This window comes from Paenibacillus amylolyticus (genome assembly GCF_047302515.1).
Classification (GTDB): domain Bacteria; phylum Bacillota; class Bacilli; order Paenibacillales; family Paenibacillaceae; genus Paenibacillus; species Paenibacillus amylolyticus_G.
This window is the reverse complement of record NZ_CP168019.1, coordinates 4,876,645-4,902,966: the sequence shown is the minus strand read 5'-3', so window position 1 is coordinate 4,902,966 and position 26,322 is coordinate 4,876,645. Positions and strand designations below refer to the sequence as shown.

The 26,322-nt window shown below is 43.0% G+C and carries 24 protein-coding genes and 1 pseudogene; 16 read left to right on the top strand and 9 right to left on the bottom strand.

What is annotated here, in order from left to right:
• Nucleotides 1-88: 88 nt before the first annotated feature.
• Both ACDJ59_RS21385 and ACDJ59_RS21380 read right to left on the bottom strand, forming a co-directional pair.
• The gene (locus ACDJ59_RS21385) at nucleotides 89-436 is read right to left on the bottom strand and encodes a DUF1801 domain-containing protein (protein WP_413405597.1); all 348 of its coding nucleotides are present in this window, start codon (nucleotides 434-436) and stop codon (nucleotides 89-91) included.
• A gap of 2 nt (nucleotides 437-438) precedes the next feature.
• Nucleotides 439-1,008, bottom strand: a complete 570-nt coding sequence (locus tag ACDJ59_RS21380; protein ID WP_413405595.1) for a GNAT family N-acetyltransferase — start codon at nucleotides 1,006-1,008, stop codon at nucleotides 439-441.
• A 255-nt stretch (nucleotides 1,009-1,263) separates the two neighbouring features.
• On the opposite strand from ACDJ59_RS21380, the gene ACDJ59_RS21375 reads away from it, so the two are divergent.
• The 6 genes from ACDJ59_RS21375 (at nucleotide 1,264) to ACDJ59_RS21350 (ending at nucleotide 7,392) form a co-directional block, all read left to right on the top strand.
• Complete coding sequence (locus ACDJ59_RS21375; protein ID WP_413405593.1) at nucleotides 1,264-1,719, top strand: GNAT family N-acetyltransferase; 456 nt, start codon at nucleotides 1,264-1,266, stop codon at nucleotides 1,717-1,719.
• A 162-nt stretch (nucleotides 1,720-1,881) separates the two neighbouring features.
• Complete coding sequence (locus ACDJ59_RS21370; protein WP_413405591.1) at nucleotides 1,882-2,163, top strand: hypothetical protein; 282 nt, start codon at nucleotides 1,882-1,884, stop codon at nucleotides 2,161-2,163.
• Nucleotides 2,164-2,298: 135 nt separating this feature from the next.
• Entirely contained in the window at nucleotides 2,299-3,651 is a 1,353-nt protein-coding gene (locus ACDJ59_RS21365) for an amino acid permease (RefSeq protein ID WP_076329773.1), read from the top strand.
• A gap of 187 nt (nucleotides 3,652-3,838) precedes the next feature.
• Entirely contained in the window at nucleotides 3,839-5,146 is a 1,308-nt protein-coding gene (locus tag ACDJ59_RS21360; RefSeq protein ID WP_413405589.1) for a WXG100 family type VII secretion target, read from the top strand.
• Between the two features lie 20 nt (nucleotides 5,147-5,166).
• Nucleotides 5,167-5,457 (top strand): hypothetical protein, encoded by a 291-nt coding sequence (locus tag ACDJ59_RS21355; protein ID WP_047841737.1) that lies wholly within the window; start codon nucleotides 5,167-5,169, stop codon nucleotides 5,455-5,457.
• A 180-nt stretch (nucleotides 5,458-5,637) separates the two neighbouring features.
• A complete protein-coding gene (locus ACDJ59_RS21350) occupies nucleotides 5,638-7,392 on the top strand; it encodes a methyl-accepting chemotaxis protein (protein WP_413405587.1) in 1,755 nt (584 codons plus the stop codon).
• A 155-nt stretch (nucleotides 7,393-7,547) separates the two neighbouring features.
• Here the strand turns inward: ACDJ59_RS21350 and ACDJ59_RS21345 are convergent, their stop codons facing one another.
• Nucleotides 7,548-8,459 (bottom strand): LysR family transcriptional regulator, encoded by a 912-nt coding sequence (locus ACDJ59_RS21345; protein WP_413405585.1) that lies wholly within the window; start codon nucleotides 8,457-8,459, stop codon nucleotides 7,548-7,550.
• Between the two features lie 332 nt (nucleotides 8,460-8,791).
• Here ACDJ59_RS21345 and ACDJ59_RS21340 point away from each other — a divergent pair, with 332 nt between their 5' ends.
• Complete coding sequence (locus tag ACDJ59_RS21340; RefSeq protein ID WP_413405583.1) at nucleotides 8,792-9,835, top strand: 2,3-butanediol dehydrogenase; 1,044 nt, start codon at nucleotides 8,792-8,794, stop codon at nucleotides 9,833-9,835.
• Nucleotides 9,836-10,198: 363 nt separating this feature from the next.
• On the opposite strand, the gene ACDJ59_RS21335 is transcribed toward ACDJ59_RS21340, so the two are convergent.
• Together ACDJ59_RS21335 and ACDJ59_RS21330 are read right to left on the bottom strand one after the other, a co-directional pair.
• On the bottom strand, nucleotides 10,199-10,711 hold the full coding sequence (locus ACDJ59_RS21335) for a GNAT family N-acetyltransferase (protein ID WP_413405581.1): 513 nt from the start codon (nucleotides 10,709-10,711) through the stop codon (nucleotides 10,199-10,201).
• Between the two features lie 129 nt (nucleotides 10,712-10,840).
• The gene (locus ACDJ59_RS21330; protein ID WP_413405579.1) at nucleotides 10,841-11,605 is read right to left on the bottom strand and encodes an AraC family transcriptional regulator; all 765 of its coding nucleotides are present in this window, start codon (nucleotides 11,603-11,605) and stop codon (nucleotides 10,841-10,843) included.
• A 182-nt stretch (nucleotides 11,606-11,787) separates the two neighbouring features.
• Between ACDJ59_RS21330 and ACDJ59_RS21325 the strand changes: the two genes are divergently transcribed.
• Nucleotides 11,788-14,109 carry a beta-L-arabinofuranosidase domain-containing protein gene (locus tag ACDJ59_RS21325; RefSeq protein WP_413405577.1) on the top strand — a complete coding sequence of 774 codons (2,322 nt, stop codon included), beginning with the start codon at nucleotides 11,788-11,790 and terminating at the stop codon, nucleotides 14,107-14,109.
• Nucleotides 14,110-14,209: 100 nt separating this feature from the next.
• Here ACDJ59_RS21325 and ACDJ59_RS21320 read toward each other — a convergent pair.
• Nucleotides 14,210-14,524: pseudogene (locus ACDJ59_RS21320) on the bottom strand (GNAT family N-acetyltransferase); the annotation flags it as partial.
• Between the two features lie 219 nt (nucleotides 14,525-14,743).
• Between ACDJ59_RS21320 and ACDJ59_RS21315 the strand changes: the two are divergent.
• From ACDJ59_RS21315 to ACDJ59_RS21285, 7 genes are all read left to right on the top strand, one after another.
• Nucleotides 14,744-15,094 (top strand): hypothetical protein, encoded by a 351-nt coding sequence (locus ACDJ59_RS21315; RefSeq protein ID WP_413405575.1) that lies wholly within the window; start codon nucleotides 14,744-14,746, stop codon nucleotides 15,092-15,094.
• 174 nt (nucleotides 15,095-15,268) lie between these two features.
• Nucleotides 15,269-17,167 (top strand): DUF1430 domain-containing protein, encoded by a 1,899-nt coding sequence (locus tag ACDJ59_RS21310; protein WP_413405573.1) that lies wholly within the window; start codon nucleotides 15,269-15,271, stop codon nucleotides 17,165-17,167.
• The gene (locus ACDJ59_RS21305; protein ID WP_413405571.1) at nucleotides 17,164-17,772 is read left to right on the top strand and encodes an ATP-binding cassette domain-containing protein; all 609 of its coding nucleotides are present in this window, start codon (nucleotides 17,164-17,166) and stop codon (nucleotides 17,770-17,772) included. Before ACDJ59_RS21310 ends, ACDJ59_RS21305 begins: the two co-directional genes overlap by 4 nt.
• Complete coding sequence (locus ACDJ59_RS21300; RefSeq protein ID WP_413405569.1) at nucleotides 17,769-18,212, top strand: hypothetical protein; 444 nt, start codon at nucleotides 17,769-17,771, stop codon at nucleotides 18,210-18,212. The genes ACDJ59_RS21305 and ACDJ59_RS21300 overlap by 4 nt, the downstream gene beginning before the upstream one ends.
• A gap of 656 nt (nucleotides 18,213-18,868) precedes the next feature.
• A complete protein-coding gene (locus tag ACDJ59_RS21295; RefSeq protein ID WP_413405567.1) occupies nucleotides 18,869-19,600 on the top strand; it encodes a hypothetical protein in 732 nt (243 codons plus the stop codon).
• A gap of 12 nt (nucleotides 19,601-19,612) precedes the next feature.
• Nucleotides 19,613-21,301 carry a VWA domain-containing protein gene (locus ACDJ59_RS21290; protein ID WP_413405565.1) on the top strand — a complete coding sequence of 563 codons (1,689 nt, stop codon included), beginning with the start codon at nucleotides 19,613-19,615 and terminating at the stop codon, nucleotides 21,299-21,301.
• A gap of 19 nt (nucleotides 21,302-21,320) precedes the next feature.
• Nucleotides 21,321-22,460 (top strand): toxic anion resistance protein, encoded by a 1,140-nt coding sequence (locus ACDJ59_RS21285; RefSeq protein WP_017690481.1) that lies wholly within the window; start codon nucleotides 21,321-21,323, stop codon nucleotides 22,458-22,460.
• A 121-nt stretch (nucleotides 22,461-22,581) separates the two neighbouring features.
• Here the strand turns inward: ACDJ59_RS21285 and ACDJ59_RS21280 are convergent, their stop codons facing one another.
• On the bottom strand, nucleotides 22,582-23,121 hold the full coding sequence (locus tag ACDJ59_RS21280; RefSeq protein ID WP_413405563.1) for a hypothetical protein: 540 nt from the start codon (nucleotides 23,119-23,121) through the stop codon (nucleotides 22,582-22,584).
• A 155-nt stretch (nucleotides 23,122-23,276) separates the two neighbouring features.
• Entirely contained in the window at nucleotides 23,277-23,870 is a 594-nt protein-coding gene (locus ACDJ59_RS21275) for a TetR/AcrR family transcriptional regulator (RefSeq protein ID WP_076253452.1), read from the bottom strand.
• A gap of 192 nt (nucleotides 23,871-24,062) precedes the next feature.
• Here ACDJ59_RS21275 and ACDJ59_RS21270 point away from each other — a divergent pair, with 192 nt between their 5' ends.
• Nucleotides 24,063-24,821 carry an SDR family oxidoreductase gene (locus tag ACDJ59_RS21270; RefSeq protein ID WP_413405561.1) on the top strand — a complete coding sequence of 253 codons (759 nt, stop codon included), beginning with the start codon at nucleotides 24,063-24,065 and terminating at the stop codon, nucleotides 24,819-24,821.
• 173 nt (nucleotides 24,822-24,994) lie between these two features.
• Here the strand turns inward: ACDJ59_RS21270 and ACDJ59_RS21265 are convergent, their stop codons facing one another.
• Entirely contained in the window at nucleotides 24,995-26,029 is a 1,035-nt protein-coding gene (locus ACDJ59_RS21265) for a LacI family DNA-binding transcriptional regulator (RefSeq protein ID WP_091034562.1), read from the bottom strand.
• Between the last annotated feature and the right edge of the window lie 293 nt (nucleotides 26,030-26,322).

Below are 26,322 nucleotides of genomic sequence, written 5' to 3'. Positions count from 1 at the left end.
CACCTTATACATACCACCCGAACATTACGGCCCACATATTACCACCTGAGTTACTAATGCTTCGTATGGGCCTCTTCACTACATCCGTCTACAAGTCCGCAGATGCCTGCTTTAACAAACCAGCCAACCATTCATAATCGGGTGTATCTTTTTCCTTGAGCTTGATCGTTTTGCGTTCTTCCGGGCCTTCGAAGATCCCATCGGGTAGATCAAGTCCGGTTGCATGGAAGATGGTGAAAGACACGGCCTGTTTGGATGGCGAGATGACCGCAGCATACTTTCCGTTTTTCAAAAAATGAGGTTTCTTGTATTGCACGCGTTCTTGTACGTCAGGGATGGTATCATGCACTAACTGGCGCAATTGTTCAGCGACTTGTACTTGCCAGGGGATCTGAATTTGTTCAATAAACGCAGTAACTTCTGCATTCTTGGTCATACTTATTCACCCTCCGTATGGATCTGATTGTGTGTTTCCCATTCTGGTCTTAGGATTCCCATCATCAAGCGGTCATAACGCTTACCATCACGATATACAGCTGAGCGTGCCCGACCTTCCAACTGAAAACCAACCTTCTCATAGGAACGGATTGCTTTGGCATTGTAGGCGATGACATCGAGGCCAACCCTGTCCAGATTCATCTCATGGAACGCATATCGTAAAATAAGATTCAATGCTTCCTTGCCATATCCCTTGTTGCGATGTTTGGCAAGTCCGATACCAATGGCAAGCTGTCCGCAGCGATTGTTCCATTCAATGCTATGAACGACGACAAAACCAATCAGCATATCCTCTTCATGCGTGCGCAGTCTGAAGTACACTTCCTTGTTCTTTGTTTCGCCCTCATCCTCCAACTGTTTCTCCGAATAGGGAATGGCTAGATCAGTATCCACATTTCGAAGGTACTCCGGGTCTTCGTTCCATTGCAGCATGGTCTGCACGTCTTCAGGACGTGGGGGCGTCATCTTTAATCGTTTGCTATAAAACAGGTTGTTCGTAGTTAATGTCATAGGGGTCTCCTTTAAAATAGGTTAAGCTTGCTTTACCTTAGTTCCCCGTTTAACTCTATGTATAGTTCGCAATAGACCTCGCCCCTTTGGCATCTGATAGCCTCATCATACTGGAAATTACAGGTGAATCACAATAGCGTATTTCAGTGGATATAAGCAACCTCTTGTCATAAAACCTAACACGGTAGTAAGATGAAATGATTGATATACATTCAGTGATAAAACCAATAAAAATGTCGGCGGGAGTGGTACGTTATGGAGATCAAAGTGGATGATTTGAGTGGAGTCCAAGTTAAGGTTTTAATTGCAGAGCACTTGCAAGGGATGGTAGGGGATTCCCCTCCAGAGAGTATTCATGCGTTAAATCTGGATGGGCTGAAGAAGCCTGAAATTACATTCTGGTGCGCATGGGAAGCGGGAGACCTGATGGGCTGTGGGGCAATGAAAGAACTGAATCCGGAGCATGCAGAGTTGAAATCGATGCGTACCGCTTCGGCTCATCTGAGAAAAGGCGTAGCGAGAAAAATGTTGGCTCATATTATGGACGTTGCAGTAGAACGTGGTTATAAGCGAATCAGTCTGGAGACGGGTTCAATGGATTCATTTATCCCGGCACGGAAGTTGTACGAAGACTTCGGATTCGAATACTGCGAACCATTCGCGGATTATACATTGGACCCGAACAGCACGTTTATGACCAAAACAATTTAAATGGATTGACATGAGAAACCAGTATTCTGTTTTTTTACAGGATGCTGGTTTTTTTATTTTGCAACATATTGTACATTTTAAAAGTTGGAAAAAGAGTAGAATAAACTCAATAATACAGCATTAAAGCAACGTGGTCTTGTGACGAAGAGGAGGGAGTTGTCCATGATATATTGGTGGTTCGATGATATGAATCCGCTGTTCGCTGTCTTGGTGTTATGTCCCATCATTGCTGTGGTGCTTGGAGTATGCAGTTATTTTGCCAAATGGTTTAGACTCTGGGTAGCGCTGATTATTTCTTTTATGCTGCCTTTGTTGTATATTGCGAGTGATCTTTCAACATGGGGGAGTAACATAGGCGCTTGGTTCGTCTATGGGGCAGTGTACAGTTTGCTCAGCTGGATTGTACATAGATTGCTTCATGCGATTGTGGGGTATAAAACATAGGTTATGTCCATATGTTTGGGATGAATTGGCCATAAGGAACTTCTGGGCTGATTGATGGACAATAGGGTATACTGGACATTATGTCTATGAAACAAGACAGCATTACAGACGTTTTTTACATCAGGAGGACTTGAATTGGCTCAGACAGAAGGAACACTACAGAAGAAGCTTAAACCAAGACACATCAGTTTTATGGCTATGGGTGGTGTCATTGGAACGGGAATTTTCAAAGGCAGCGCAGAGACGATTGGACTCGCAGGTCCGGGCGTGATTGTCACGTACATTTTTGCCGGATTATTGCTGCTGGTTGTTATGGCCGCGATGGCGGAGATGGCTACGGTGTATAAGAACAAAAATATGAAAGACTTCGTGCAGGAGGCATTTGGTAGCAGAGTATCCTTTGTTATGGGATGGATGTACTGCTTTCTATGGTTATCGGTGTGTGTCATTGAGGTGATTGCCGCCGGGAGCTTTTTGCAGTATTGGTTCAGTGAAGTACCGCTGTGGATGCTGAGTCTGGCATGTGCGGCGTTCATCATACTGGTTAATCTGTTAAGTGTAGGTGTGTTCGGGGAATTTGAGTTTTGGTTAGCTGGAATCAAAATCGCCATGATCATTATTTTTATCTTCCTGGGCGCAGGATTGATCTTTGGCATTATTCCAAGTGATAACACCCCTTATCTGCAAAATTACACACAAGCAGGCGGGTTCTTCCCGAACGGATGGTCATCAATTTTCTCGGCACTGCTTGTGGTCATGTTCTCTTATGGGGGATCAGAGTTAATTGGTCTGACCCTGACCGAGACGGAAAATGCAGAAAAAGTGATGCCCAAAATCGTGGGCAATTTTATGCTCAGAATTATTCTGTTCTTCACCTTGCCGATTCTCATCATCTGTGGTCTCATTCCCTGGAATGAAATCGGGCCAGAGAGCAGTCCATTTGTACAGGTGCTCGCCTCCACGGGACTACCGGGGGCGGCACATATTATGAACTTTATTTTGGTGACGGCGGTTCTGTCTGCTGCGAATTCTGGGATCTACGGTGCATCCCGGATGATGCACTCCATGGCAGTGGGCGGGGAAGCTCCAAAGGCATTGTCACAGACGAATCGCAACGGTAGCCCTGTTAACACACTTCTGGTGTGCTCAGTGGTTTTGCTCGGAGGTTCCTTGCTAGGCCTGTTCGCGCAGGATCAACTGTTCCGCGTATTGCTCGCAGTTCCGGGGTTTGTTGTAATCCTTGTGTGGATCTGTATTGCTTCATCACAGTTGAAATTGCGGAAGAGATATCCGGTGCAACCGACCTTCAAAGTTTGGGGATTCCCTTACATAACCGGAGTCGTGGTACTATGTCTTAGTGTGATTGCGGTGATGTTTGTATTCGATGAAGGTAATCGGTTCAGTATTAGCATCTGTCTTGCCGTGCTCGCGTTGCTGATTATCTGGTCCCTGATTCGATTCAGAAGGACGAATGGACGAACAGTTTAGTATGAATGGGTAGTATGCAAATTTAGAACAACATGACATCTCGGCGCTTGCGCCGGGGTGTTTTTTTTGTATGCACTAAGGGAACGATTATATTTCGGAACTGGAATATCTGTTTTTGTTATATTTTCCTGAACAGTTGATATCTGTTTCGAAACAATTTACAACAGCCCAGAATCAGGTTTTTTAGATGAATAACATCTTGAAACAACATTTATTCGAAATCGAAAGACAGTGGGATGGTAGTACGAAGGAAAGGTTTTATGTTGATTTTATAGTTGCGCAGCGGGTGATGGATGACTTTGTCTCACTATCTTTATCCATTGCCAAAGAGCTTGAAGGGCATGCGGAGAAATTCAGACTTGCTGATCAGCAAGCTGTACAATCCTATGATGCGAGTTGCGTACCACCACCGCCAGATGAATGCAGGGCACCAGCAACCGACACCCGTCATGCTTTTCAGAAGTCTGCTGATAGTTTAGTCGAATTGGGACAAGCCTTTATGCAATCTGCGGATGATCGATATCAAAAGCGTTATGATAGTGTAGGTGGTTTTCTGGATTATTGGACATTTGGTATTCCAAGTGGTCTTGTTCAGGGGTATGTAGACAGGGCGGATAAAGCATTCAACTCCCCGAATGATGCTGCCAACTGGCTCACGTTTGGTATCCATGGGACGATACAGGAAGCCACCTTTCCGACCAATGCCTGGTCCAGTGATCACTGGGCGAATATGATTGGGTTGGGAGGTCTAATGGTAGGAGGGGGTTATGCCTCCACGATGATCAAGCCGCATAATCTTCTGACTTCGTCGGGAGGCGGCGCGAAGATTAATTCATTCAATCGTCCGCCTGGTACAGGGCAGTTATCAGGTGGCTTTAATGGAATTCAAGATCAACGCCTTCGAGTTCTGGATAACATTGCTGAGAGTAAAAAGGCGAGAGAATCCTCTAAGTTTTCCGAGTATCTGGAGAAGGAAAAAGAGGCGGGGACAGGGGATTATCGACAAATTTCATCAGATGGTTTAAGAAATGAAATAGAACTAACAGATGCTCAGAAAACTGAATTGGTTAGTTACTCTGTAAGATTAGGTTTTCCGGAAGAGAATATAGTATTTCGAGAACATTGGAATACCGGTATGATGTATGACAGACTGTATATCAATACAGATGTTTTACCAGCAGAGTCTCTTGGAATAGGCACATTAAGTGCGAATACACGTGTTTCGGGTAGAGCTACTATAGCCCATGAGATTATTGGACATTATGAAGCGTTTAAAAGCGGAAAAGCTTTCGAATTATATAATCTTGATGATGCAACCTATGCGCGAAATTTTGCGTTGGACGAAGCACAAGCCAGTATAAGAGCGGCGAGATTTGCCCCAGAGTTAACTTCTGTAGAGAGAATGACACTACTCAGAGATGCGATTACGAGATTGAAAAATGCAGATCTCCGTGTAAAGGATGTAAAAAACGAACTTTATATTCAACATAGATAGAAGGAGAAGGGATTGTAATTATGTATAAATTAATGAATGTTGGAGATATTTTTGAATCGTCAGAACATGGCACTATTTTAGTGGGAATCAATCCTGATCTTGATAATCTGAGCCATGATCAAATTAAAAAGCGAATCAATAATTATATTTTTGTACGAACACCTGACAATAAAGAATTTTCAATAGAAGTGGTTTCAATACAAATCTCAAGTTCGTTAATGAATAAAAAAAGTATTGGTATATGTGTTGGTAAATCAATAAGCCAATCCGAGATCCCTATTAACTCAGTAGTGTATACACAAAACTCCTAATACTGATCCAATGAACAAAGCTACCACGGCCATGATAGCGTTTTTATGTAAACCCAATATTTTCTTGCCTAATTCGACATATTCGTTTACTATTTTCCCATACATAGTGCTTCAAGCATGCGTTTTTTGGGTAGCGCCTAGTCAAAAAGGCTTGGGTTCACGGGAGAGGAAGAGGAGCGGATGATTGGTTTTTTTAGAAAACGTTTGGTTGTGCGCATTGTTGCAGTAGTCACACTGGTCATTACGATTATAGCCGTTGGAAGCATGCTGTTACAGGTGGCCAATATGAAACTAGCTGCGCAGGAGGCCATTTCGAGTTACAACATCCAGATTGCTCAGAGTTATGTGAATCAGCTGGATACAGCATCTTATGCCGAGTTTGCCAAGGACCCCAAGGAGAATGACGAATTCTTGAAGATTCGTGATGAACTGGATGACTTTCGCGTAAGCATTGGTGCAATGTATGTGTATTTCGTCAAAATAGATGACAAAGGTACGCCACTTATTATGGTGGACGGTATGAAGGATGCAGATAAAGCCTCACCGATTAATGAAGTTACGGATGTCCCTCAGGAGGCTGTTCAGAAGCTGTTACAGGGGCAAACAGCCAGTTCTTCGATCATTAACAATGAGGAGTATGGCGACTATATTTCCTCTTACGCTCCCATGCTGGATAGTAACGGTGCTGTAACAGGTGTAATTGGTATCGATACGGCGGTATCGGTCATCGGAAGCATTGAGTCAGATATAATGAAATCGAGTATTCCCTTCTATGCTTTGTTGCTACTAATTACACTTATAGGCATTGCTGTTGTCACGTGGTTTATCGTAAGAGGACTGCGGCCACTTCAACCGCTGAAGGCGAGTGTGGAAAAAATGGCACAGGGTGAGCTTGCAGAAGCGAACCAAATTTTGACGTCGTATCGTTTGCGCAGCCAAGATGAGATTGGAACCACATATCAAGCGATGATACATATGTCCGGTAACTTGAATAAGATTGTGAGTAACATGGTTGAAGGCGTAGCAGTAACCACAGATATTTTATCGGAATCAACGAAGGAATTTAATCGCAGTACCGAAGAGATGCTTGAGATGGGCAAGACGGTTGACCAATCTGTCGAACAGATTAGGCAGGGTGCACATACGCAGAAGCAGGGTGCGAGCGATAGCGCGCATGCAATGGAAGAGATCGCAAAAGGCATAACGGATATATCCGAATCCTCGATGGTTGTATCGGATGCGGCAACAAGTGCGCTTGCTACGGCGGAGTCGGGTAAACAGAGCATGACACTGATGAAAACACAGATGGAGAGCATCTCGAATGTCTCAGGTGAAGTTGTAGCGATGGTTCAGGTGCTGAACAACTACTCCGAGGAAATTGGTGGTGCGCTGCATACGGTTCGTGATTTTGCGAGTCAGACGAAGTTGCTTGCGCTTAATGCATCCATTGAGGCAGCGCATGCAGGAGAACACGGTAAAGGTTTTGCGGTTGTAGCGGACGAAGTTCGGAAGCTTGCGGAGGCCTCAAGCACATCCATGGAACTGATCTCGAACCTGCTGCTTCGCATTCAACAAGAATCACAGCAGATCGGCTCACAGATGGGGGTTACCGCAACGGAGATTGGGCAAGGTGTTACGATTACCGCAGAAGCGGAGCAAGCATTCGCCCATGTGGTTGATGCGTTCCAACTGGTGACCCGTCGTATTCAGGAAGTCTCTGCGGCGGCAGAGGAAATCTCGGCAGGATCGGAAGAGGCCGCAGCCTCGGTCAATACGATCTCCCAGATTTCAGCCGGGGTGTCAGATCATTCGGATGAAATCTATCGATTGATGCGTGAGCAATCGGCCATGTTCAACAGGGTGGCGCAGACCTCGACCATGCTGGAGCAGCAGACCAATGAAATGAGCGAAGCCGTGCGAAAAGTGAAAGTATAACTTGAGTAAAATGTAATAATAGTAAAGCAAGAGGTAGTTAGAAAAGAGTTTGGTTTGTTGTGTAACCATACAAAGCAAAAAAAAGTGTTCCGCTTTTGTAGAAGTTGGTGTTCATCCAAAACTTCTTTTAAAGCGTGGAGCACTTTTTTGTACGTTTAAACCATTAAATGATCCAGCTCAATCGCCTGTCTGAAGCGTCGGGCGAATCGTTCTGCGGCTACGGCGCACTCCTTGGATTCTGTCTGCACGAAGCCAATTTGCATTTTCGGTTGATCAATCCCAGCGATCTCAACCATCTTCACCAGACCTTCTTTCCATAATTGATTTTGGTGAAAGGAAAAGTCATGACCAATCGTGGCGGCTATATCGTTTCTTAATACCATATTGATCGCTTCTGAATTATTTGTTTTGAACAGAATGGACAGAGGTCCATGATCATAGGTGAATTCCTGGATGAAGTCTTCGATGAAACCGTCTCGATAAAGTGCGAGCTTGTGTTCTTTTAATTGATTCGGTGTAACGCGGCTGTGCTTGGCAAGTTCAGACAGGTGATGAGTACCGACTACCAGCTTGCCCGAGTACATGCGACTGAAGTGAAGTCCATCGAATTCCCGCAATTGTTTGGTGTAGATCGCGATAAAGCCCAGATGGATTTTGTTATTGCGAATATCTTCGATAATTTCCATGGACCCTTTCTCTTCAATGGAGATGTTAAGTTGCGGGTGCTCACGCTTCATATCCGCAGCGGACTGGACAAGATAGGGCATGACACTTGGAAAAGTAGCCACATAAAGCTCTCCGCTAAGAGAGGAGGCTTCGGCGTTCAGGGATTTCAATTCATCAATCCGCTGCAAAATGTCCAGTGCCTTGGCAATGAATTGTTTGCCTTCGGGAGTGGGGTGAGTTCCCTGCCGCGAGCGTTCGAACAGGATGATACCCAATTCTTTCTCCAGACGATGAACCGATTGGCTGATCGCCGATTGTGTGACATGTAGATGTTCCGAGGCGGCGGAGAATGACTGCGTTTTAGCAATTTCAACGACATATTCGAGCTGTTCCAGATTCATGATTTCATCTCCGTTTAGCATTAATACAACTAATGTTAACATTAGTATCTATAAATATGAATAATACATGAACAGCGATATAATATATAGACAAGCGTTATAGTTCTTTACTATATAAGTAGAACCTTACTTTTACACCAGAAACGCAGAGTGCAGAACCAATCTGAAGAAGCAGCGCGTGCGCCTTTATCACCGGATTTTTCCCTTGGATCAAGGGAATGAAGAAAATCTGGGGATAAGAGAGATCGAAAGATGGTACTGCAATCAGCGTAATTAGGTGTAACATTTCTAGTTCAACTTATATAGACAAGCATATAAAGGGGATGAACTTCATGAAAGCAGCAGTATGGTACGGCCATAAAGACGTTCATGTAGAAGAACGGGAATTTCCGGTCGCTCAAGCGGATCAGGTCAAAATTAAAGTGGAATATGCGGGTATCTGCGGCAGTGACTTGCATGCCTATCATCATGGTGTGGGGATTCAAGAAGGCGAGAATCATCCGCTTTCAGGACAGAAAGCACCGTTGACATTAGGTCATGAATTTGCAGGAACCGTCAGTGAATTGGGGAGTAATGTAAGCGGTATCAGTGCAGGTGACCGTGTTGTGGTGGAGCCGTTGTACCATTGTGGAAAATGTGAGTACTGTATCCAGGGGCGTTACAACCAATGTACTCAATTTGGATTCGTTGGACTGAATGGTGATGGTGGTTTTGCAGAGTATGTTGTTGTTGAAGCGTACATGGTTCATCCCTTACCGGATAACGTCACTTTCGAAGAAGGTGCGCTCGTAGAGCCTACAGCAGTAGCCTTCCATGCGGTTCGTCACAGCAAGCTGAAAGTGGGGAATAAGGTAGCCGTATACGGAGCCGGTCCAATTGGATTATTAACCATCCTGTCTGCCAAAGCAGCAGGAGCCTCTGAAATCTATGCAGTTGATGTATTTGAGGAACGTCTCGACCTGGCAGCCAAGCTGGGAGCCATTCCAGTGAACAGTGCCAAAGTTAATGCAACAGAGGTAATCTTGAAACAATCAGGCGGCATTGATGTAGCTTATGAAGCAGCGGGTGTGCAACCAACGATGGATAGCGCCATTGCGGTTGTCAAAAAAGGCGGAGAAGTTGTTGTCATCGCAGCGATACCAAATCCGCTTCAAGTGAACTTCTTCGATCTTTTGGTCAAAGAAGCGAATCTAACGGCAACGCTGGCATATCGCCACATTTTCCCTGAAGTGATTTCATTAATTGCTGAAGGGTCGCTCGATGTGAAACAGGTAATCACCAAGAAAATCAAACTGGACGATATCGTGCAGGAAGGGCTTGAGCTGTTGATGAGCGACAAGAGCCATGCGAAGATTTTGGTAGAGATTGGCGGCTAAAAAATCAATAGCGATGTACCATTTCAAATGTTATATAAGTTGAACTAAAATTTATTTACACTGACACTACGATGACAGAATAACCTTCCAATCGCTGTTATCCCCAGATTTTTTTTCCATTCCCTTTTCTCGAGGGGAAATCCGGGGATAGCGTATGCTTCCGATGCAGCTTTCTTTCAGAAAGCTTTTAGGCGAACGCTTCGCTTTTTCAGGTTTTTTCTGTCCTCTCCGTTATCGTGTAAATGATTAGTGCAACTTATATAGTTGACATTTATAAACGTAAAACAGACCGTTCATGATGATGAACGGTCTGTTTTACGTTTCATTCTCCGCTCCCTGATCCCGTGTTGCTGTTACCCAACACTAGGAATCATAACGGAAACATATTGCCTTGCCCCCGCCACTCTCGGAGCTGAACTCCTCATCCTCTGTAAATCCGAAACGCTCATACAAACGGATGGCATTGACCATCTGACCGCCTGTATATAAATACACTGTATTTTTGCCCATTTCTTTGGCAGAATCTACGCATTGCTGGAGCAATACTCTGGCAATCCCGTGACCTCTCCATTTTGGATCAACACCCAGCAGCCGAATAAACGGATAATCGATTGGCAATTCAAAGTTTGGATAAGCTTTGCGTGCTGTTTCGAATAATTGAACTGTACCAACGATCTGATCATCAATCTTTGCGATCCATAATTGTGTCAGGTACGGATTAACCACAGACTCTCGAATATCTTTTAGGTAGGCCTCCCATCGTTCATTTTGCTCAAAAGTCTCCCGATACTCGGCATAACTTGCAACAAGGATATCTACAATCTCTGGATGGTCTGCTTCTGTGGCAGGATGAATCGTAACGGCAGCCGTTGTCATTTTATAATTCCCCTTCTCTTATGGGTTAAGTATGGAATATAGTTTTCTTGCATTTTACCATAACGGATTCAATCCGATTCATTCAAATTTTCTATAGGTAACTCAGTCATTTCTATAGATCAAAACATATCAGCGATTGAGCTGTGTGGAATACAGATGATTGCGATATTCGGTTGGCGTATTGCCTTCGTATTGCTTGAACATGCGCAGGAACAGCTTGTAGTCGGAGAAGCCGCACTGTCCGGCAATTTCTTTTACACTGGAATTGGTGTTCAGCAGCAATTGTTTTGCCCGGCGAATACGTTCTGTGAGGATATAGGTTTTGAGTCCAGTACCTTTCTCACGTTTCACCATTTTGGAGATATAGTCTTTGTTAAAATTAAAATTTTCTGCAATCTGACTCACCGTGATGTTTGTATGCAGATGAATATCGACCCACTTGCAGATATGGTCCACAATTGCATTATGCGGGCGATAATCCGCCTCTATATTGCGCTCCAGCTCCTTGAACAACAGTAACAAAGCAGCGTCGGCTTCTCCTGGTGAGAAGGATGACACATGCAGCAATTGCTTGAATAACTGATTGGCCATGGAAGGTACCTGAATGGTGGCATGTGTCCTAAACTGGTTGAATTCTGCCTGCACGGCATCATAGTGAACCCAGTAGAAACTGACGGGTGTGTCGCTAATCTGGTAGCCGTAATGGGTGCGACCGGCGCGCAGAAACAACAGATCGTTGGCACGAACTACATATTGTTCCTCTTCTTCCGCAATGTACATCTCACCTTCCAGCATCAAAATGATCTCATGCACAGGCATGCTGCGTCTCATGTGGCTCCAGTTGCCTTCGGATATGAACTTGCCGCACAGGTAATGTTCCAGTGGCTTTTGCATAGGACGGATTTATCCACCTTTTCTTGGATTATGAGTCTGATGTAATTTTATTTTATTTGATAATATGAGGATATTCAAGCTTTACAGTAGATTGATGAGTATTAGTCTTGTAGCTAAAAAAACGGATTTTACCCCTCAAGAATCAATGGATATCTATTACATCCCGAGAAGGAGTGAGTATCATGATTGATACGAAAAAAGGATTTCTGGGACCGGAACATGTAGATCTGTTAAATGGTGTGTTTCAAACATCACAAGAGGTTGGGGAGCGTTACCTGTTATCGCTGGATATTGATCGATTCCTGGCTCCATGCTTCGAAGCGCATGGTTTACCTGCCCGAAAAGAGCGTTACGCGGGTTGGGAGGCACGTACCATCAGCGGACATTCCCTCGGACATTATCTGTCTGCCCTGGCTGTGACGTATCAGGCAACCGGGAATATCACGTTAAAAGAAAGACTGGATTATGCGGTCACCGAACTGGCGAGAATCCAGCAGACCACGGGGAGCGGGTATATCGGTGGTTTGTCCGAAGAACCTTTCCACATGGCTTTTCGAGCAGAGAATATCGGTGGATTCAATATCGGTGAATACTGGGTTCCCTGGTACAGTGTGCACAAAATCTATCGCGGCCTGATTGACGCCTATAAACTGACTGGCAACGGACAGGCACTTGAGGTGGTTACTCGATTTGCAGACTGGGCGGTCGAAGGATTGCTCCCGATGACAGAAGAACAGATGCAGACGATGCTTCAAAGTGAACACGGGGGCATGAATGAAGTATTCGCACACTTGTATGGGATTACCGGTAAAGCCTTATATCTTGAGATCGCTAATAAGTTCACCCATCAATTGATCCTGAGACCTTTGGAGCACAAGCAAGACGATCTTCAAGGCAAACACGCCAATACGCAGATTCCCAAAGTGATCGGTGCAGCCGAAATCTACAATCAGGACCATACTCATGAGAGTTATCGGACAGCGGCAGAGTTTTTCTGGAACACCACGGTGCATCATCGTTCTTATGTATTTGGTGCGACGAGTATTTCGGAGCATTACGAAGCAAAGGGCATGGAGAGTCTTGGCATCAAAACAGGAGAGAGCTGTTGTACTCACAACATGTTACATCTAACGAAGCAACTCTTCGCCTGGAATCACGATAGCGCCTACATGGACTATTATGAAAACGCCATCTATAATCACATCCTCGGCACGCAGGACCCCGATACGGGGAACAAAACGTATTTTGCATCAACGCTGCAAGGCCACTACAAAATCTATGGTACTCACGATACCGCTTGGTGGTGCTGCACAGGATCAGGCATGGAGAACCCGGGCAAATATGCCGAGGCGATTTATTTTGAGGATGAACAGGACCTGTACGTCAATCTGTATATCGCTTCCCAACTGGATTGGGCGTCACAGGGATTATCCCTGAAGCTTGAAACCGACTTTCCTTATTCGGAAAAGGTAACCCTGACGATCACCGGAGGCAACGCCTCGGCTCATCTAAGATTACGTGTGCCCTCATGGCTGCAAGAGCCAATGACGGCAACAGTTAACGGGGATACGGAACATCCGTATACACGGATGGAACCCGGTTATCTTTCCATCGACCGCACATGGACAACGGGCGATGTCATCACCATCACACTGCCGATGTCACTCCGCCAGTACACTGCCCGGGATGATTCCCACAAAGTGGCATTCCTGTACGGCCCGATAGTACTCGCTGGTGCACTAGGAAACGAGGGTCTTCCGGAGGATACGATTGTGGATGAAACAGCTCTAAATCCCAAGACTGCACCTGTGCCTGTGATCTGGACGGAGCAGGATGATGTACGAGAGTGGATCAAGGTTGTGGATGCAGACACGTTAACATTTGAACTTAGCAAAGATGTTACTTCCACAGGCGAAGCCGTGAAGCTCATTCCGTTCTATGATGTGCATCACGAATTTTATACCGTGTACTGGCCGTTTAACGATGAAGGAGATGCGCTGGAGAAAGAGTTGAACGATATCACGATCGACAGGGTTGAGGCTGACGGTCAGCAGGATGAGATTGGACATCAACTGGATAGCAACTGCCGTGGGGAGCACCACAACGGTTCAACCACAGATGGCCGTAAGAAGTTGCATATGTGGCGAGAAGCTTTTGGCGTCAGTGGGGCTTACTTCAGTTACCAACTGGCAGTGGATCGTGAGGCAACCAATTATCTATGTGTGGCCTATTGGGGCGGAGATCATTCCGCGTTTAAACGGGAAGGTACGTTATATGACAGACAATTCGCTATTACCGTGGATGGAACACTCATCGGTGAGCAGCGAATTCATATGAACAAGATTGGCGAAGTGTTCTATGTGACCTACGATATTCCTGAGGCCGTAACATCAGGTAAAGACAGCGTTAAGGTAATGTTCCAGGCGAAGGGCGACAATGGATGTGCCGGGAAAGTTGTAGAGGTGCGCACCACGCGAAGCAAACCGGAATCCCTGATCTTGTAAGTCAGGAATTGGATAGAACGATATCCATAGTAATGTGAACTTTTAGGGCGAGTCGCATACGATTCGCCCTGGAAGTCTACAAATTGGAGTTTCTATCTAATCATTCTTTTTTCAGCAATGCGCATTGAAAAGTGTTCTCATATTTAGGTGTGCCGTCTTCATATTTGGTAAATGAAATAAATTCAACAAAACACCCTTTTTTACGCATGCCTACTCGTATACATAATTTCTGTGATCTATAGTTATCATCCTCAACATATGCATAAAGATTTCTGACACCTTCTTGCAGGAATAGATAAGAGTAAACAGTCTCCACACTTTCGCTGGCGTAACCTTTACCTTCATATTGAGCATTGAAGTTCCAACCAATAGAATATGTATCTGGCTCTTCTTTTAGATGAAATAACTCTCCGATTTAGATCACCGCCTACATTTAGATTCTTCCTAAATTTTGTAATCAATGCATTGAACAATAATTAAGATTTAAACTTTTATTAAATTGAAACTTACACGTATTTAGGACTAGGAAAATTGAACTACATACAAAAAAAGTGGAATATAATGTATTGTTTTGTCAGGGATTGTATTTACTAAATAAGTAAACAATTCACTTTTTTTCAAGGGAGAGATTAGATTGAATATAAAAAAACTGTTAGCTACAGCTGGTCTTACAATTGCTATGTTATCTGTTGCGAGTTCTGCTTTAGCATCCCCAGTTACAACTTCAAAAAATAGTTCTGGTCAAGGTTTCACAAAATCTTGGGAGTTAGTTGCCTCGGGGCCAAGCTGGATTATGGAATACGGGTTCAACAAATTTGCAATCGATGAAGATTATGTCCATACCAAACATTCAGGGGTTTCACATACTGCACTTCTTTCCAATGGATCAAACTATTCCAATAGTGCTAACGCAGGTAACTGGGCAGAAGTAGATGTAAGTCATCAAGGCACATATGTTACATATTCCATCGTTTACACACCGTAAGAGATAGAATAGAAAGGAATCGATAATGACTATACTCATTATCGATTCCTTTTGTGGTATAAACATTCATAATAGTTATCTGAGGTGTTTTCCTTGAAATCAATCAAGTACTTAATAAGCTTTATCACTATATTCATAGTTTTCTTGGTAAGCGGAGAAAGCCATATATTCAAGTTGGAAAATTTCTACACAGGATACTATAGTACAACTTTCTTTTTACCTGAAAATACAACACAAGACAAAATGATTACCGAAATCAAAGAAGCTGCAAAAAAAAATGGTATTGAGGTATTTGTATATGAGAGACAATCTGCTTCTCCCTTAAACTCAAGCTATCACATCTATGGGACTGAGAATGTCGAAAAGAAAATTAATGAAAACTTAAATATCTATACTCAGGAATATTCGAGCCTTTTTTTAGGTAAGGTAAGTTTTGATTTTCACGATTTAAATGAATTAAAAGATATCAGTAATGTCTATGATTATTATATTATGGGTGATAAAGATCAGGCAGATCAATTTAAGATTGAGTTAATTGATAAATATGCTGGCAATTTTCCACAAGAGGGTTTCATATATCATAATTCGGAATTTATGGTTTTAATATCTTGGATTGTAGCTATCGGAATCATTATTGTTTTATCTTTCTATGATGTGTTATTGCAAAAAAAAGAAAATGTTGTAAGAGTTACAATGGGAGAAAGTATACACCGCATTTATGTGAAAAATATATCACTAGACATATTGGCATATGTCCTATCCTTTCTAATAGCTATTGTTATATTAAACAATTTCACTTTCATATTTTACAAGTTCACTCTCGCTTTGTTATTGTTTGGTTTACTAATTGTTATTAACTCAATTATCTTTTTAAATCTGTATTCTTATCGAATAAATGAAACTTTAAAGAATTCTAAGCAATCTAGAAAAATCTTATCACTAAATTATGTTCTAAAAAGTATAACAGCTGTATTAACTATACTGCTGATCTCAAGTAATATTGCAGTTATATTCGAGTCTTATGAAATGTATAAACAGAAACCTTTTTTTGAGAAGCATGAGAATTATTTTTACACACGGATAGAAAACAAATTGGAAGTTACGAAAGATGGCAATATTACGGGCAACACTGATGAAGACAGTGTCATACAAGAAAAATTTTATAGGACCTTCTTCAAGAAGGCTGACGCTACATTATTAACAGATATTTCGGGGATAGTTGGTAAACAAGCTATTTATGCTAATAAGAATACTCTGGCGTATTTAAAAGAGCACATCCACTCTCTAACAACTGACATCTCGAGTAAACAATTTTATTTCATTGTGCCAGAATCTTATAAATCATCAGAGACAGATCTACTGCCAAACTTGACACATGCTATTGAATTCTATGAGGGGAACAATTTAGAAACAGATAAATATGATGTTATTTATTACAAAGAGAATGTAAAATTGATCAGTATAGATGACCTTAAACCATTTGGTAGTGAATTCTTGCTCAATCCAATTATTCTATATAATAATATCTCTAGTGATCAATTAGTGGGTGAAATTTCACCACGAATACCTAAACTGGATTTCTTCAATGACATTATGTATCGTATTTCAGATAATGAATTTAATGATTTTATTACAAAAAACGGATATTCAACTCAAACCGTAAATAAGGTCAACGTTCTTGAAAAATTCAATGAGTATTGGTCCGTCGCCAAGCGTCTCATGTATATGAATATTATTTTCACACTTCTTATTTTAGCATTGGAACTGATAATGATCATATCCATCGTTAAGCTTGAATATCAAGTTAATGCTATAGAGCTTTCACTTAAAAAGGTCTTTGGATATACACTCTTTCAAAAAAATAAAAAGATATATTTGATGACGATAATAACAAACTCATTAACTCTACTATTGGCAATTTTAGTTTCATTTCTCGCTTCAATCGGAAACCCAGTTCATATAGCCGTGGGTGGCTGTCTTATCTTCTTGACTGAAATTCTAGTTATATCCTACTATGTAGCAAAAATTGAAAGACTGAATATTCAGAGAGTGCTTAAAGGAGAGACTTCATGATAGAGATTAAAAACTTAAGCAAAAAATTTGGAGACCGTTTATTGTTTTCTGAATTCAATTTAATTATTCCAGACGGGGAATTTGTAATATTCTCAGGACCGTCTGGTTGCGGAAAAACAACACTATTAAATATGATTGGTGCCATAGAAAGTTATGATGAAGGAACTATTGTTGTTGATGGTATTGATTTGCAATCAAAGAAAAACCATCTACATTACTTTAGGACCAAAATTGGGTTTCTTTTTCAAAATTTTGCCTTAATTGAGAATAAAACGGTTAATGAAAATTTGAAGTTGATTCGTAAAGAATGCAAAACAGAATTAACAATCGAAGAAGCACTCTCTAGAGTAGGTTTAGAAAGTAAACTACAAAAAAAGGTCTATACTTTATCAGGTGGCGAACAACAAAGAGTTGCCTTAGCTCGTCTAATGTTAAAGAAATGCGACATCATTTTAGCAGATGAACCGACAGGTTCACTTGATCGTCAAAACGCTGAGATCGTACTCGGTATTTTGAACGATTTAAATGAAAGTGGAAAAACTGTTATTCTAGTAACGCACGATGATGAGATAAAAAAACAGAGGGGAAGACTGATTAGTTTATGAAATCCAAAAAGTTCAGAAATATATCACTTACAATATTATCTGTTGCAGTTGTCTATGTTGGCATCTGGTTTAGCATTGTTACTGTCCAATACAAGCCTTATACCGATGCAGTACCAAAGAATGAATTTGGCGTCAACCATTTTAAAAAAGATGGTTATTATTTCAATGTGAAAAAGCCTGACTTCCTAAGTTATACAGGAAATCTTGGAGTGGTCAATGAAGATGGTACGGCATCACTAATCATATGGCCAAGCTTATTTGAAAAAAACGAGTATGGTGTTAGATTGGAGAAAGACGGACTTGCTTTTGAAAGCATGATTAACGAGAATCTTGAGCCTATTGTTAATGTTGATTCACCTGAGAATAAAAAAATTAACGAATACAAACCCCAAATGGAAATGTTGTTCGCCAAAGCCCGTGAAGTTTGGGAGTTAGAATAATTTTGTTTTTTATCAAAAGGTCGTCCCTCAACAACAATAAAAATGGCCACTACATTTTCTAATCAAAAATTGTAGTGGTCATTTTATTGTTAAAATTAATTTCTTAGCTCAAGGTCAAGAGACAACATCCAAACGGAAACATTTAACAAGGCTTCAGAATGTTAATTTCGGATTGAATCTCGTTCCTCAATCCCAAATGTGTAGATAATCTGATTAAGCATATATCAATTTATACTCACACCGTTGACTTTTCAATTTTAAGCACCTTCAACGGACAGCAACGCATCTGCCTGTCTCATATACTCCGGCACCTTCGCCGGGGTAATTATTGTGCTCCTTTTTCAGACAAGTCTTATATAAAAAATGACACGCATAGCTATTTTCCACGTATTACCTGATAACATTTCATCTCCACAATCTGCTGTCTCGTAAAACTCACTTTTTATGGATTGACCACAAAATTTCCTGCCAAGTTCCACGTTGTCCCTGAAAATATGAAATGGGATAAGCCCAAACCACGTATATTATGAGTATTCAAATATCCAATCATATCCACCTGAGAGCGTTAACATCATGTACAATAAGAATAAGTTGAATAGGAAAATTACGACATGAAGCACCAATATATAACATGAAAGGAGGTCGGATGATTGAACATGATCAAGTACATAAAATTGTTGGGATTAATCCTCGGTATTGTGGCTGTGAATGTTTTGGCATTCTCACCCGGCTTTATCGGGCTGAATTTCGAGGAGGGTGCATTCATAACTGCGCTATCCGTTACCCTTCTGTTTGGCAGTGCAATGGCACTCTTATATGGAAGTTACACCTTGCTGTTCAGACAACCGGTAGTCCTGCCCGTGAAGCATATCGAAACGCATGAAGATTATGTGGAAGCACTATCTTTTTATAGACGCATCAAAGTCCTCGAAGAAGATATTACGCTGGGGCTGTCCCAACTTAGCCGGATGAAAAAGAAAAAAGAAACCCTCCTGAACGTGCTTCATCAACGGTTTGATCCCGGGGAACTGAGCTACAAGAAATTTGCTTCGGTCACATTGGAAGTGGAGAAGCTGTTATATCTGAACATCCGCAGTGTGCTGAACCGGTTGAATGTATTTGATGAAGCTGACTATGCCAACATGATGAAATCCAAATCCGAAAGCATTCCCCAGAAGCTTTTTCAGGAAAAAACCAAGGTATACAACGATTATCTGTCTTATGTGAAAAATGCATTACACACCAATGAGGAAATTTTGCTCAAGCTCGATCAGTTGTTACTCGAGATTTCACGCCTCGACAGCTTTGAAGCCGGAGATATTGAACAGATGCCTTGTATGCAGGAAATTGATCAGTTAATCAAGCACACCAAATTATACAGACAGTGAGGGGTTGCTCGTATGGCCAAGAAGGGAAAGTTTTTTTTCATATCGATTGTAATGCTGGTGCTCGTATTTGGTTTGGTCTATGCAGGGATTACACTGACGTCGAACTTTGGCAAGTCGACTACACAGGTGAGCACAGAGAATGCAGGTAAGGAACTGGGGAAACTGTACGCGGACATTGCGCCAGCGACGGCGGAACCGGTCAAAGGACAGATTGATCTCGACCCGGTCGATGTGGCAGAATCACTGCCGGATATCTCCAAATTTGCAATTGCCGTAGAGAATACAACAAATGATTACGTCGAAATCTTCTCTTCCCCGGAGAAGTCGGGCAGCGGGGTAGACGGCTGGTTAACCGAAGTGGGCGAGGAGTTCAACAAAGCAAATATTACCGTTGGGGGGAAACAGGTATCGGTCAAAATCCGCAACATTGCCTCCGGTACGGCCACCGATTATATCAAGTCTGGTAAGTATATGCCGGATGCCTTCACACCTTCCAATGAACTGTGGGGAGAGATGGTCGAGGCCAGTGGGGTGAAGACCGAGATGGTGTCCGAGCGACTGGTTGGGAATGTTCCGGGTATTGTCATCTCCAAAGCCAAATATGATGCACTGGTTGATACGTACGGCTCCGTTAATGTAAAAACCGTAACCGAAGCGATTGCCAACAATGAACTCGCGATGGGATATACCGATCCATTTGCCAGCTCCACAGGACTGAATTTCCTGGTGACTGCACTGAATACGTATGACAGCGCCAACCCGCTTGGCGAGAAGGCTATTGAAGGGTTCGAAAAATTCCAGACGAATGTACCGTTTACAGCTTCGACAACGATTCAGATGAGGGAGGCTGCCAAGTCCGGCAGACTGGATGCCTTTGTACTCGAATACCAGACGTATGTGAATACCGCTGATCTGAAGAGTGGATACGTCTTTACACCATTTGGTGTGAGACATGATAGCCCGCTGTATGCATTGGGACAATTGCCGCAGAATAAACAGGAAATCATCCAGAAGTTCGCGGAATTCGTAACCCAAGCAAAGTACCAACAATCGGCGGTGGAGTTCGGTTTCAACGGGTTACAGGATTACAAATCCGAACTGGCTACTGTGGATGGCGGCACGTTGTTGTCTGCACAGAAAGTATGGAAAGAGAAGAAGAATGGCAGTAAACCTATTGCTGCCGTGTTTGTGACAGACGTATCCGGAAGCATGGACGGCGAACCGCTTAACCGACTGAAGGAGTCCCTACGCAAAGGTCAGAAGTACCTGGGCACTGAGAATAGTATTGGCCTGGTCTCTTATTCTAGCGGGGTAACCGTGAATCTGCCGATTGCCAAGTATGATACGAACCAGCAGTCCATGTTTGTCGGAACAGTTGATAGTCTGCAAGCTGGCGGTGGTACAGCGACCTTTGACGGGATCGTGGTGGCGATGAAGATGCTGGAAGATTATATGGCTGCTGATCCAAATGTGAAGCCGCTGATTTTTGTCCTGAGTGATGGCGAGACCAATGAAGGTCATACCCTCAAGGATATTCGGGATCTGGTTGAGACGTACAAAGTGCCAATCTATACGATTGGATACAACGCGGACATCAAGGCTTTGGAGAGCATCTCCAGCATTAACGAAGCCGCAAGCATCAATGCCGATACCGACGATGTCGTGTACAAAATCGGAAACCTGTTTAACGTACAGATGTAATCTAAAGGGGGAACTGTAGATGTCATTTTCAATGGAAATACCGAGCCAGAAGGAAATTCAGAAGGTGATCGAAGAAGAAGTGAAACCCGTGCCCGCCGAGGTCGCGGAGCTTCAGCAAGTGGCGAATGCCAACGTAGAGATGATCATGACACTGGATCTCGAATCCCTGGAGAAACGCAAAGAGATTCTGCAATCCATTGACGGCTTTGGCATGAACACGATGAGATCCTCTTCTGAGAAAAACGCCTTGCTTCAAGTCTCCGTTGGACATCTGTCCAAGACGGGAGACGAGGGCGGTCAGGTCGCCAAAGGTTTGACCGAGCTGCATATGCAACTGAAGGATCTCGACCCGAGCGTGGTCGACTTTGCCAAGACCGGTTTTCTCGGGAAATTGTTCAATCCGCTGCGCGCCTATTTCCTGAAATACCAGAAGGCTGACGCAGTCATCGCTGACATCGTAACCTCTTTGGATAAAGGCAGATCTACCCTGCGTAACGATAATACAACGCTGGAGATTGAACAGCAGAACCTGCGGGAACTCACCAAACGACTGCAAAAGGAAATTCAACTTGGCGTGCTCATGGATGAGTCCATCGATGCGCAGATTGAAGCTGCCAAGGTTCGGAATGAAGACCCTGAAAAAGTCCGGTTTATTACGGAAGAAGTGTTGTTCCCACTCCGTCAGCGGGTGATGGATCTACAACAAATGCTGGTCGTGAATCAGCAGGGCATCATGGCGATTGAAGTGGTAATTCGCAACAACAAGGAACTAATTCGAGGCGTAGACCGTGCGAAGAATGTAACGATCTCGGCATTGAAAATTGCCGTTACAGTAGCAAGCGCTTTGTATAATCAGAAGATTGTATTGCAGAAAATTGAGTTGCTGAACCAGACAACCAACGATCTGATCGCCGGAACATCCAAGATGCTCAAGGATCAGGGGATTGCCATCCAGAAGCAGGCGTATGAAGCCAGCATCTCCGTGGATACGATGAAACAGGCGTTCACCGATGTGCTGTCAGCACTTGATTCGATCAGTCTTTATAAGCAGGAAGCTCTGCCAAGAATGCGCGAGACGATTAACCAGTTCCGTGAACTTGCGGATACCGGAGAGCAGCAGATTCAGCGGTTGGAGAAAGGGCAGAAGCTGGGGCTGTGATCAGAAGAGAGAGAAATAAATACGCATTATATTGTTATCTTTATTTCTATAATTAGAAGAAGCGACCGTTCCTCATTAAGCATGGGGAATGGTCGCTTTTTGGCTTCTATGAAGATAGGTACTAACTGTCATACCCCAAGCTTCTTGCATAGGCGTATAACTGTTGTTCGCATTGATCCATTAGAACACTAGCGGTGTTTACTTTGGCATTACCCTGTTTTAGTAACGTGTAATTCACTTTGTTCTTGGATACTGCCTTTTGGTACAACAGGTACCCTTCGAGCTGAGTGTAACTTGCCTTAACAAATGTGGCGTGAATTTTCTTGATTTGCGGGTTGGTAGGCTTGATTTGTTTTGCCTTGGATACCAATTTCGTATAATTGGGGATCACCGTATTCGTAAGTTTAAGGTACATGGACTTGCGGTTTGTTGAAGTTACCTGGGTGTCGATACTTTCCAAAGCGGTAAAGGCTTTGGCCTCATAAGTTTCAAGAGCAAATAACTGATTAGTGTACTCTTTAAATTCTGCATAACTCTGATCTGAATCTGAATATGTAGAGGTTGCTACTTTGGCTGCATCAGCAGAAGCGGCTGGAGAGAAAAGCACTCCGCCAAGCAAAACAAAACTGGTAATCAATGATATAATCCACGACTTCTTCAAATGTAATCTCATCCTCCTTTTGTTTGTATTCCATTGGATAACCTAACATATCATTACCAGAAATTACAGGAATACATTTACATAATTTTGGTGGGAAGCTTTCTTGAAATTAATCTCAATCACCCTACTAAAGGGAAGTAAGATGATTCAAAATTTCAGTTTTTTAACACGACATTATCTGGCTTGTAATGGATGATCTTGAACAACTCCTCGGCCATGTAGGCGGGGCTGTGCTTGAAATCCTGTCTGATCCACTCCATGATCATGCCAAATATGGCATGAGATTGGTAGCTTGCCAATATTTCATGGTTGATGTGCGGAGGGAAGATATGGTTCAGATCCTGTAAAGCGAGATCCCGAAGGACATCACAGATCATGCGCTGAAAGTTGGAGGAAGCCTCAGATTTTACAACCAGTGTGTAGAATTGTGCATGTTGGTGCACATGCTCAAATATAGTGATCGCCGAAGAGGGCATCAGATTGACTTCGAACTCTTCCTCATCCTGATAAGGTTTGCGGAAAGAAGTTACCAGATCCTGAATTACATCATCTATAATTTCGTTGAACAGGTCTTCTTTGTACTGATAATGTCTGTAGAAAGTTCCCCGATTCAGGTCGGCTCGCTGCACAATATCCGTGATGGAAATTTCTTTAAAGGGATGTTTTTGCATCAAATGAATGAGTGCATCTTTCAGTGCAGCTTTTGATTTTTTAATTCTTCGGTCCATCGAATTCAGAGTTTCAGACATCTATTTACCTCCTCGCGAGTTCACTTTATTAGTTAAAGTACATTCAGGCTTAATAGTGTTGTTTAACGTACAACTGGACAAGCTTTTACTGATTGAAGTGAAACGCTATGACTTATTATACTAAGGATAGGAGTTAATGAACATTTGTTTGTTAACTTATTGTAAACGAATACACAAAGGAGGATACATGGAATGAAACTTCAAGATAAAGTTGCAGTTGTTACAGGTGCTGGTTCAGGTATGGGGAAAGCAATTGCCACGTTGTATGCCCAAGAAGGCGCGAAAGTCGTTGTATCGGATATTAACGAAGAATCCGCACAAGCGGTAGTGAATGATATTAAGGCACAGGGTGGAGAAGCGATTGTCGTTCTGGCCAATGTAGCTAAAGAAGAAGATGTGCAAAATCTGATCGATACGACGGTGAGCACATACGGTACAGTAGATATTCTGATTAACAACGCGGGCATTATGGATGGCATGGAGCCGGCAGCAGATATAACGGATGAGAAGTGGGAGAGATTGTTTGCTGTAAACACGACCAGTGTGATGCGGACAACACGTAAAGTATTGCCGATCTTCCTGGAAAAACAAAAAGGTATTATCGTGAACATTGCTTCGGCAGGGGGCCTACATGGCGGACGTGCAGGAGCAGCCTATACGGCGTCCAAACATGCGGTCGTAGGATTCACCAAAAATACAGGGTACATGTATGCTGAGCAAGGCATTCGTTGTAATGCGATCGCCCCAGGTGCCGTTGCAACCAACATCAGCGCATCCATGACTGGCATTAGCCCATACGGTGCAGGGCGGCAACAACTGGGCATGGCAATCAACCCACGGATTGGGACGAGCGAAGAGATCGCCAAGGTAGCCTTGTTCCTTGGATCTGACGAGTCCAGCTTCGTGAACGGAACTGTCGTTACAGCAGATGCTGGCTGGAGCTCTTACTAAATCCATTCAAGTGCAGTCCAGCATGGAGTACGGAAATAGTGTGTGAATTAAGGAAGCCGCATGAGTATATGCGGCTTCTTTTTTTGCACCTATGCACCTACGTACGGTGGATAACAGCATCATATTCCGTGTAGGACAAACGTTTGCATTACTACACGGATACTCGAAATGAATCAATCTGAGGGTGGCTTTGGCTTGGAAAAGAGTGAGGATTCACGCACGATCAGACGATGGGGGATAATGACCGGATTATGAAGCTGTGGTTCCCCACTAAGAATTTTTAACAATACCTGAACGGCTGTATAACCAAGCTGATAGGTTCCGATATCTATAGAGCTTAGTGGGGGTGAAGCCAGTTCCGATAACGCAATATTGTTAAAACTGACCACACTGATATCTTCAGGCACCAGATAATGAAGCTCAGCAAGAGCTCTCAATACCCCAAAGGCCACATTGTCATCGATGACAACAATTGCGGTGGGTCTGTCCGGCAAGGACATGAACAGCGACATCGCTCTGAATCCACTTTCCTGCAGAAATTCGCCTTCCACAATCCAATCACTATCCGCATCCAGCCCGGCTTGGGCAAGCGCTTTTTGGTATCCTAACATGCGATCATGCGATAACGTAATGTCCGGTGGGCCACTGACAAATCCAATTCGCGTATGCCCTTGGGCGATCAGATGGTGCGTTGCATCATAAGCAGTCTGCACATTGTCGTTATCCACCATGGGGGCATTTGGATGAGCTTCACTGCGACCGATTAACACAAAAGGAAACTTTTCCGCTTCCAAAAATGAAATGATAGGATCATCTCGTTTGGACCCAAGCAGCAGAATGCCATCCACTCTACGGCCATGCACAAGGCGTGATATCGCATGCAATTCATTGTCTGATGATGTTTCGGTTGTTAGCAGCAATTCATAATTCATACGGGTGGCATGTGTAATAATACCTCGCAGCAGTTCCCCAAAAAAGTAATTCTGAAACAACTCTTCTGCAGGACGCGGAAGCATAATCCCAAGGGTATGTGTTGTTTTGGAAACCAGGCTCTTCGCGATGATGTTGGGATGGTAGTTTAATTCTTTCATGATTTGCTTCACTTTGAGAGACGTTTTGGTGCTGATTCTAGGATGGTTGGAAATCACCCGTGACACTGTAGAAGGGGAAACACCCGCCAATTTGGCAATATCCTTGATCGTAATCATGTAAAAAATCCCTTCTGAACAATCGTATAAATATTCTCCTATGGTAATCCAAAGGATACGAGAAATCAATTGCTAACTGCCGAGTAAGGGATGCACGTGAAGTAAAATTAAGGAAGAAAGAGTCAGAACAAGGAAACAGGAAATTACTGTAGGTAGAAGAAAGAAAATGGTTAAAATTGAGCAAATATGGCTTGTGCAAACGTTTGTGCAAATAAAGTTCGTTATTGTATGATGTGATTGTTATTGTAGCGCTTACATCAGTGGATTTACATACTTCTTGACTTGTTTACCCC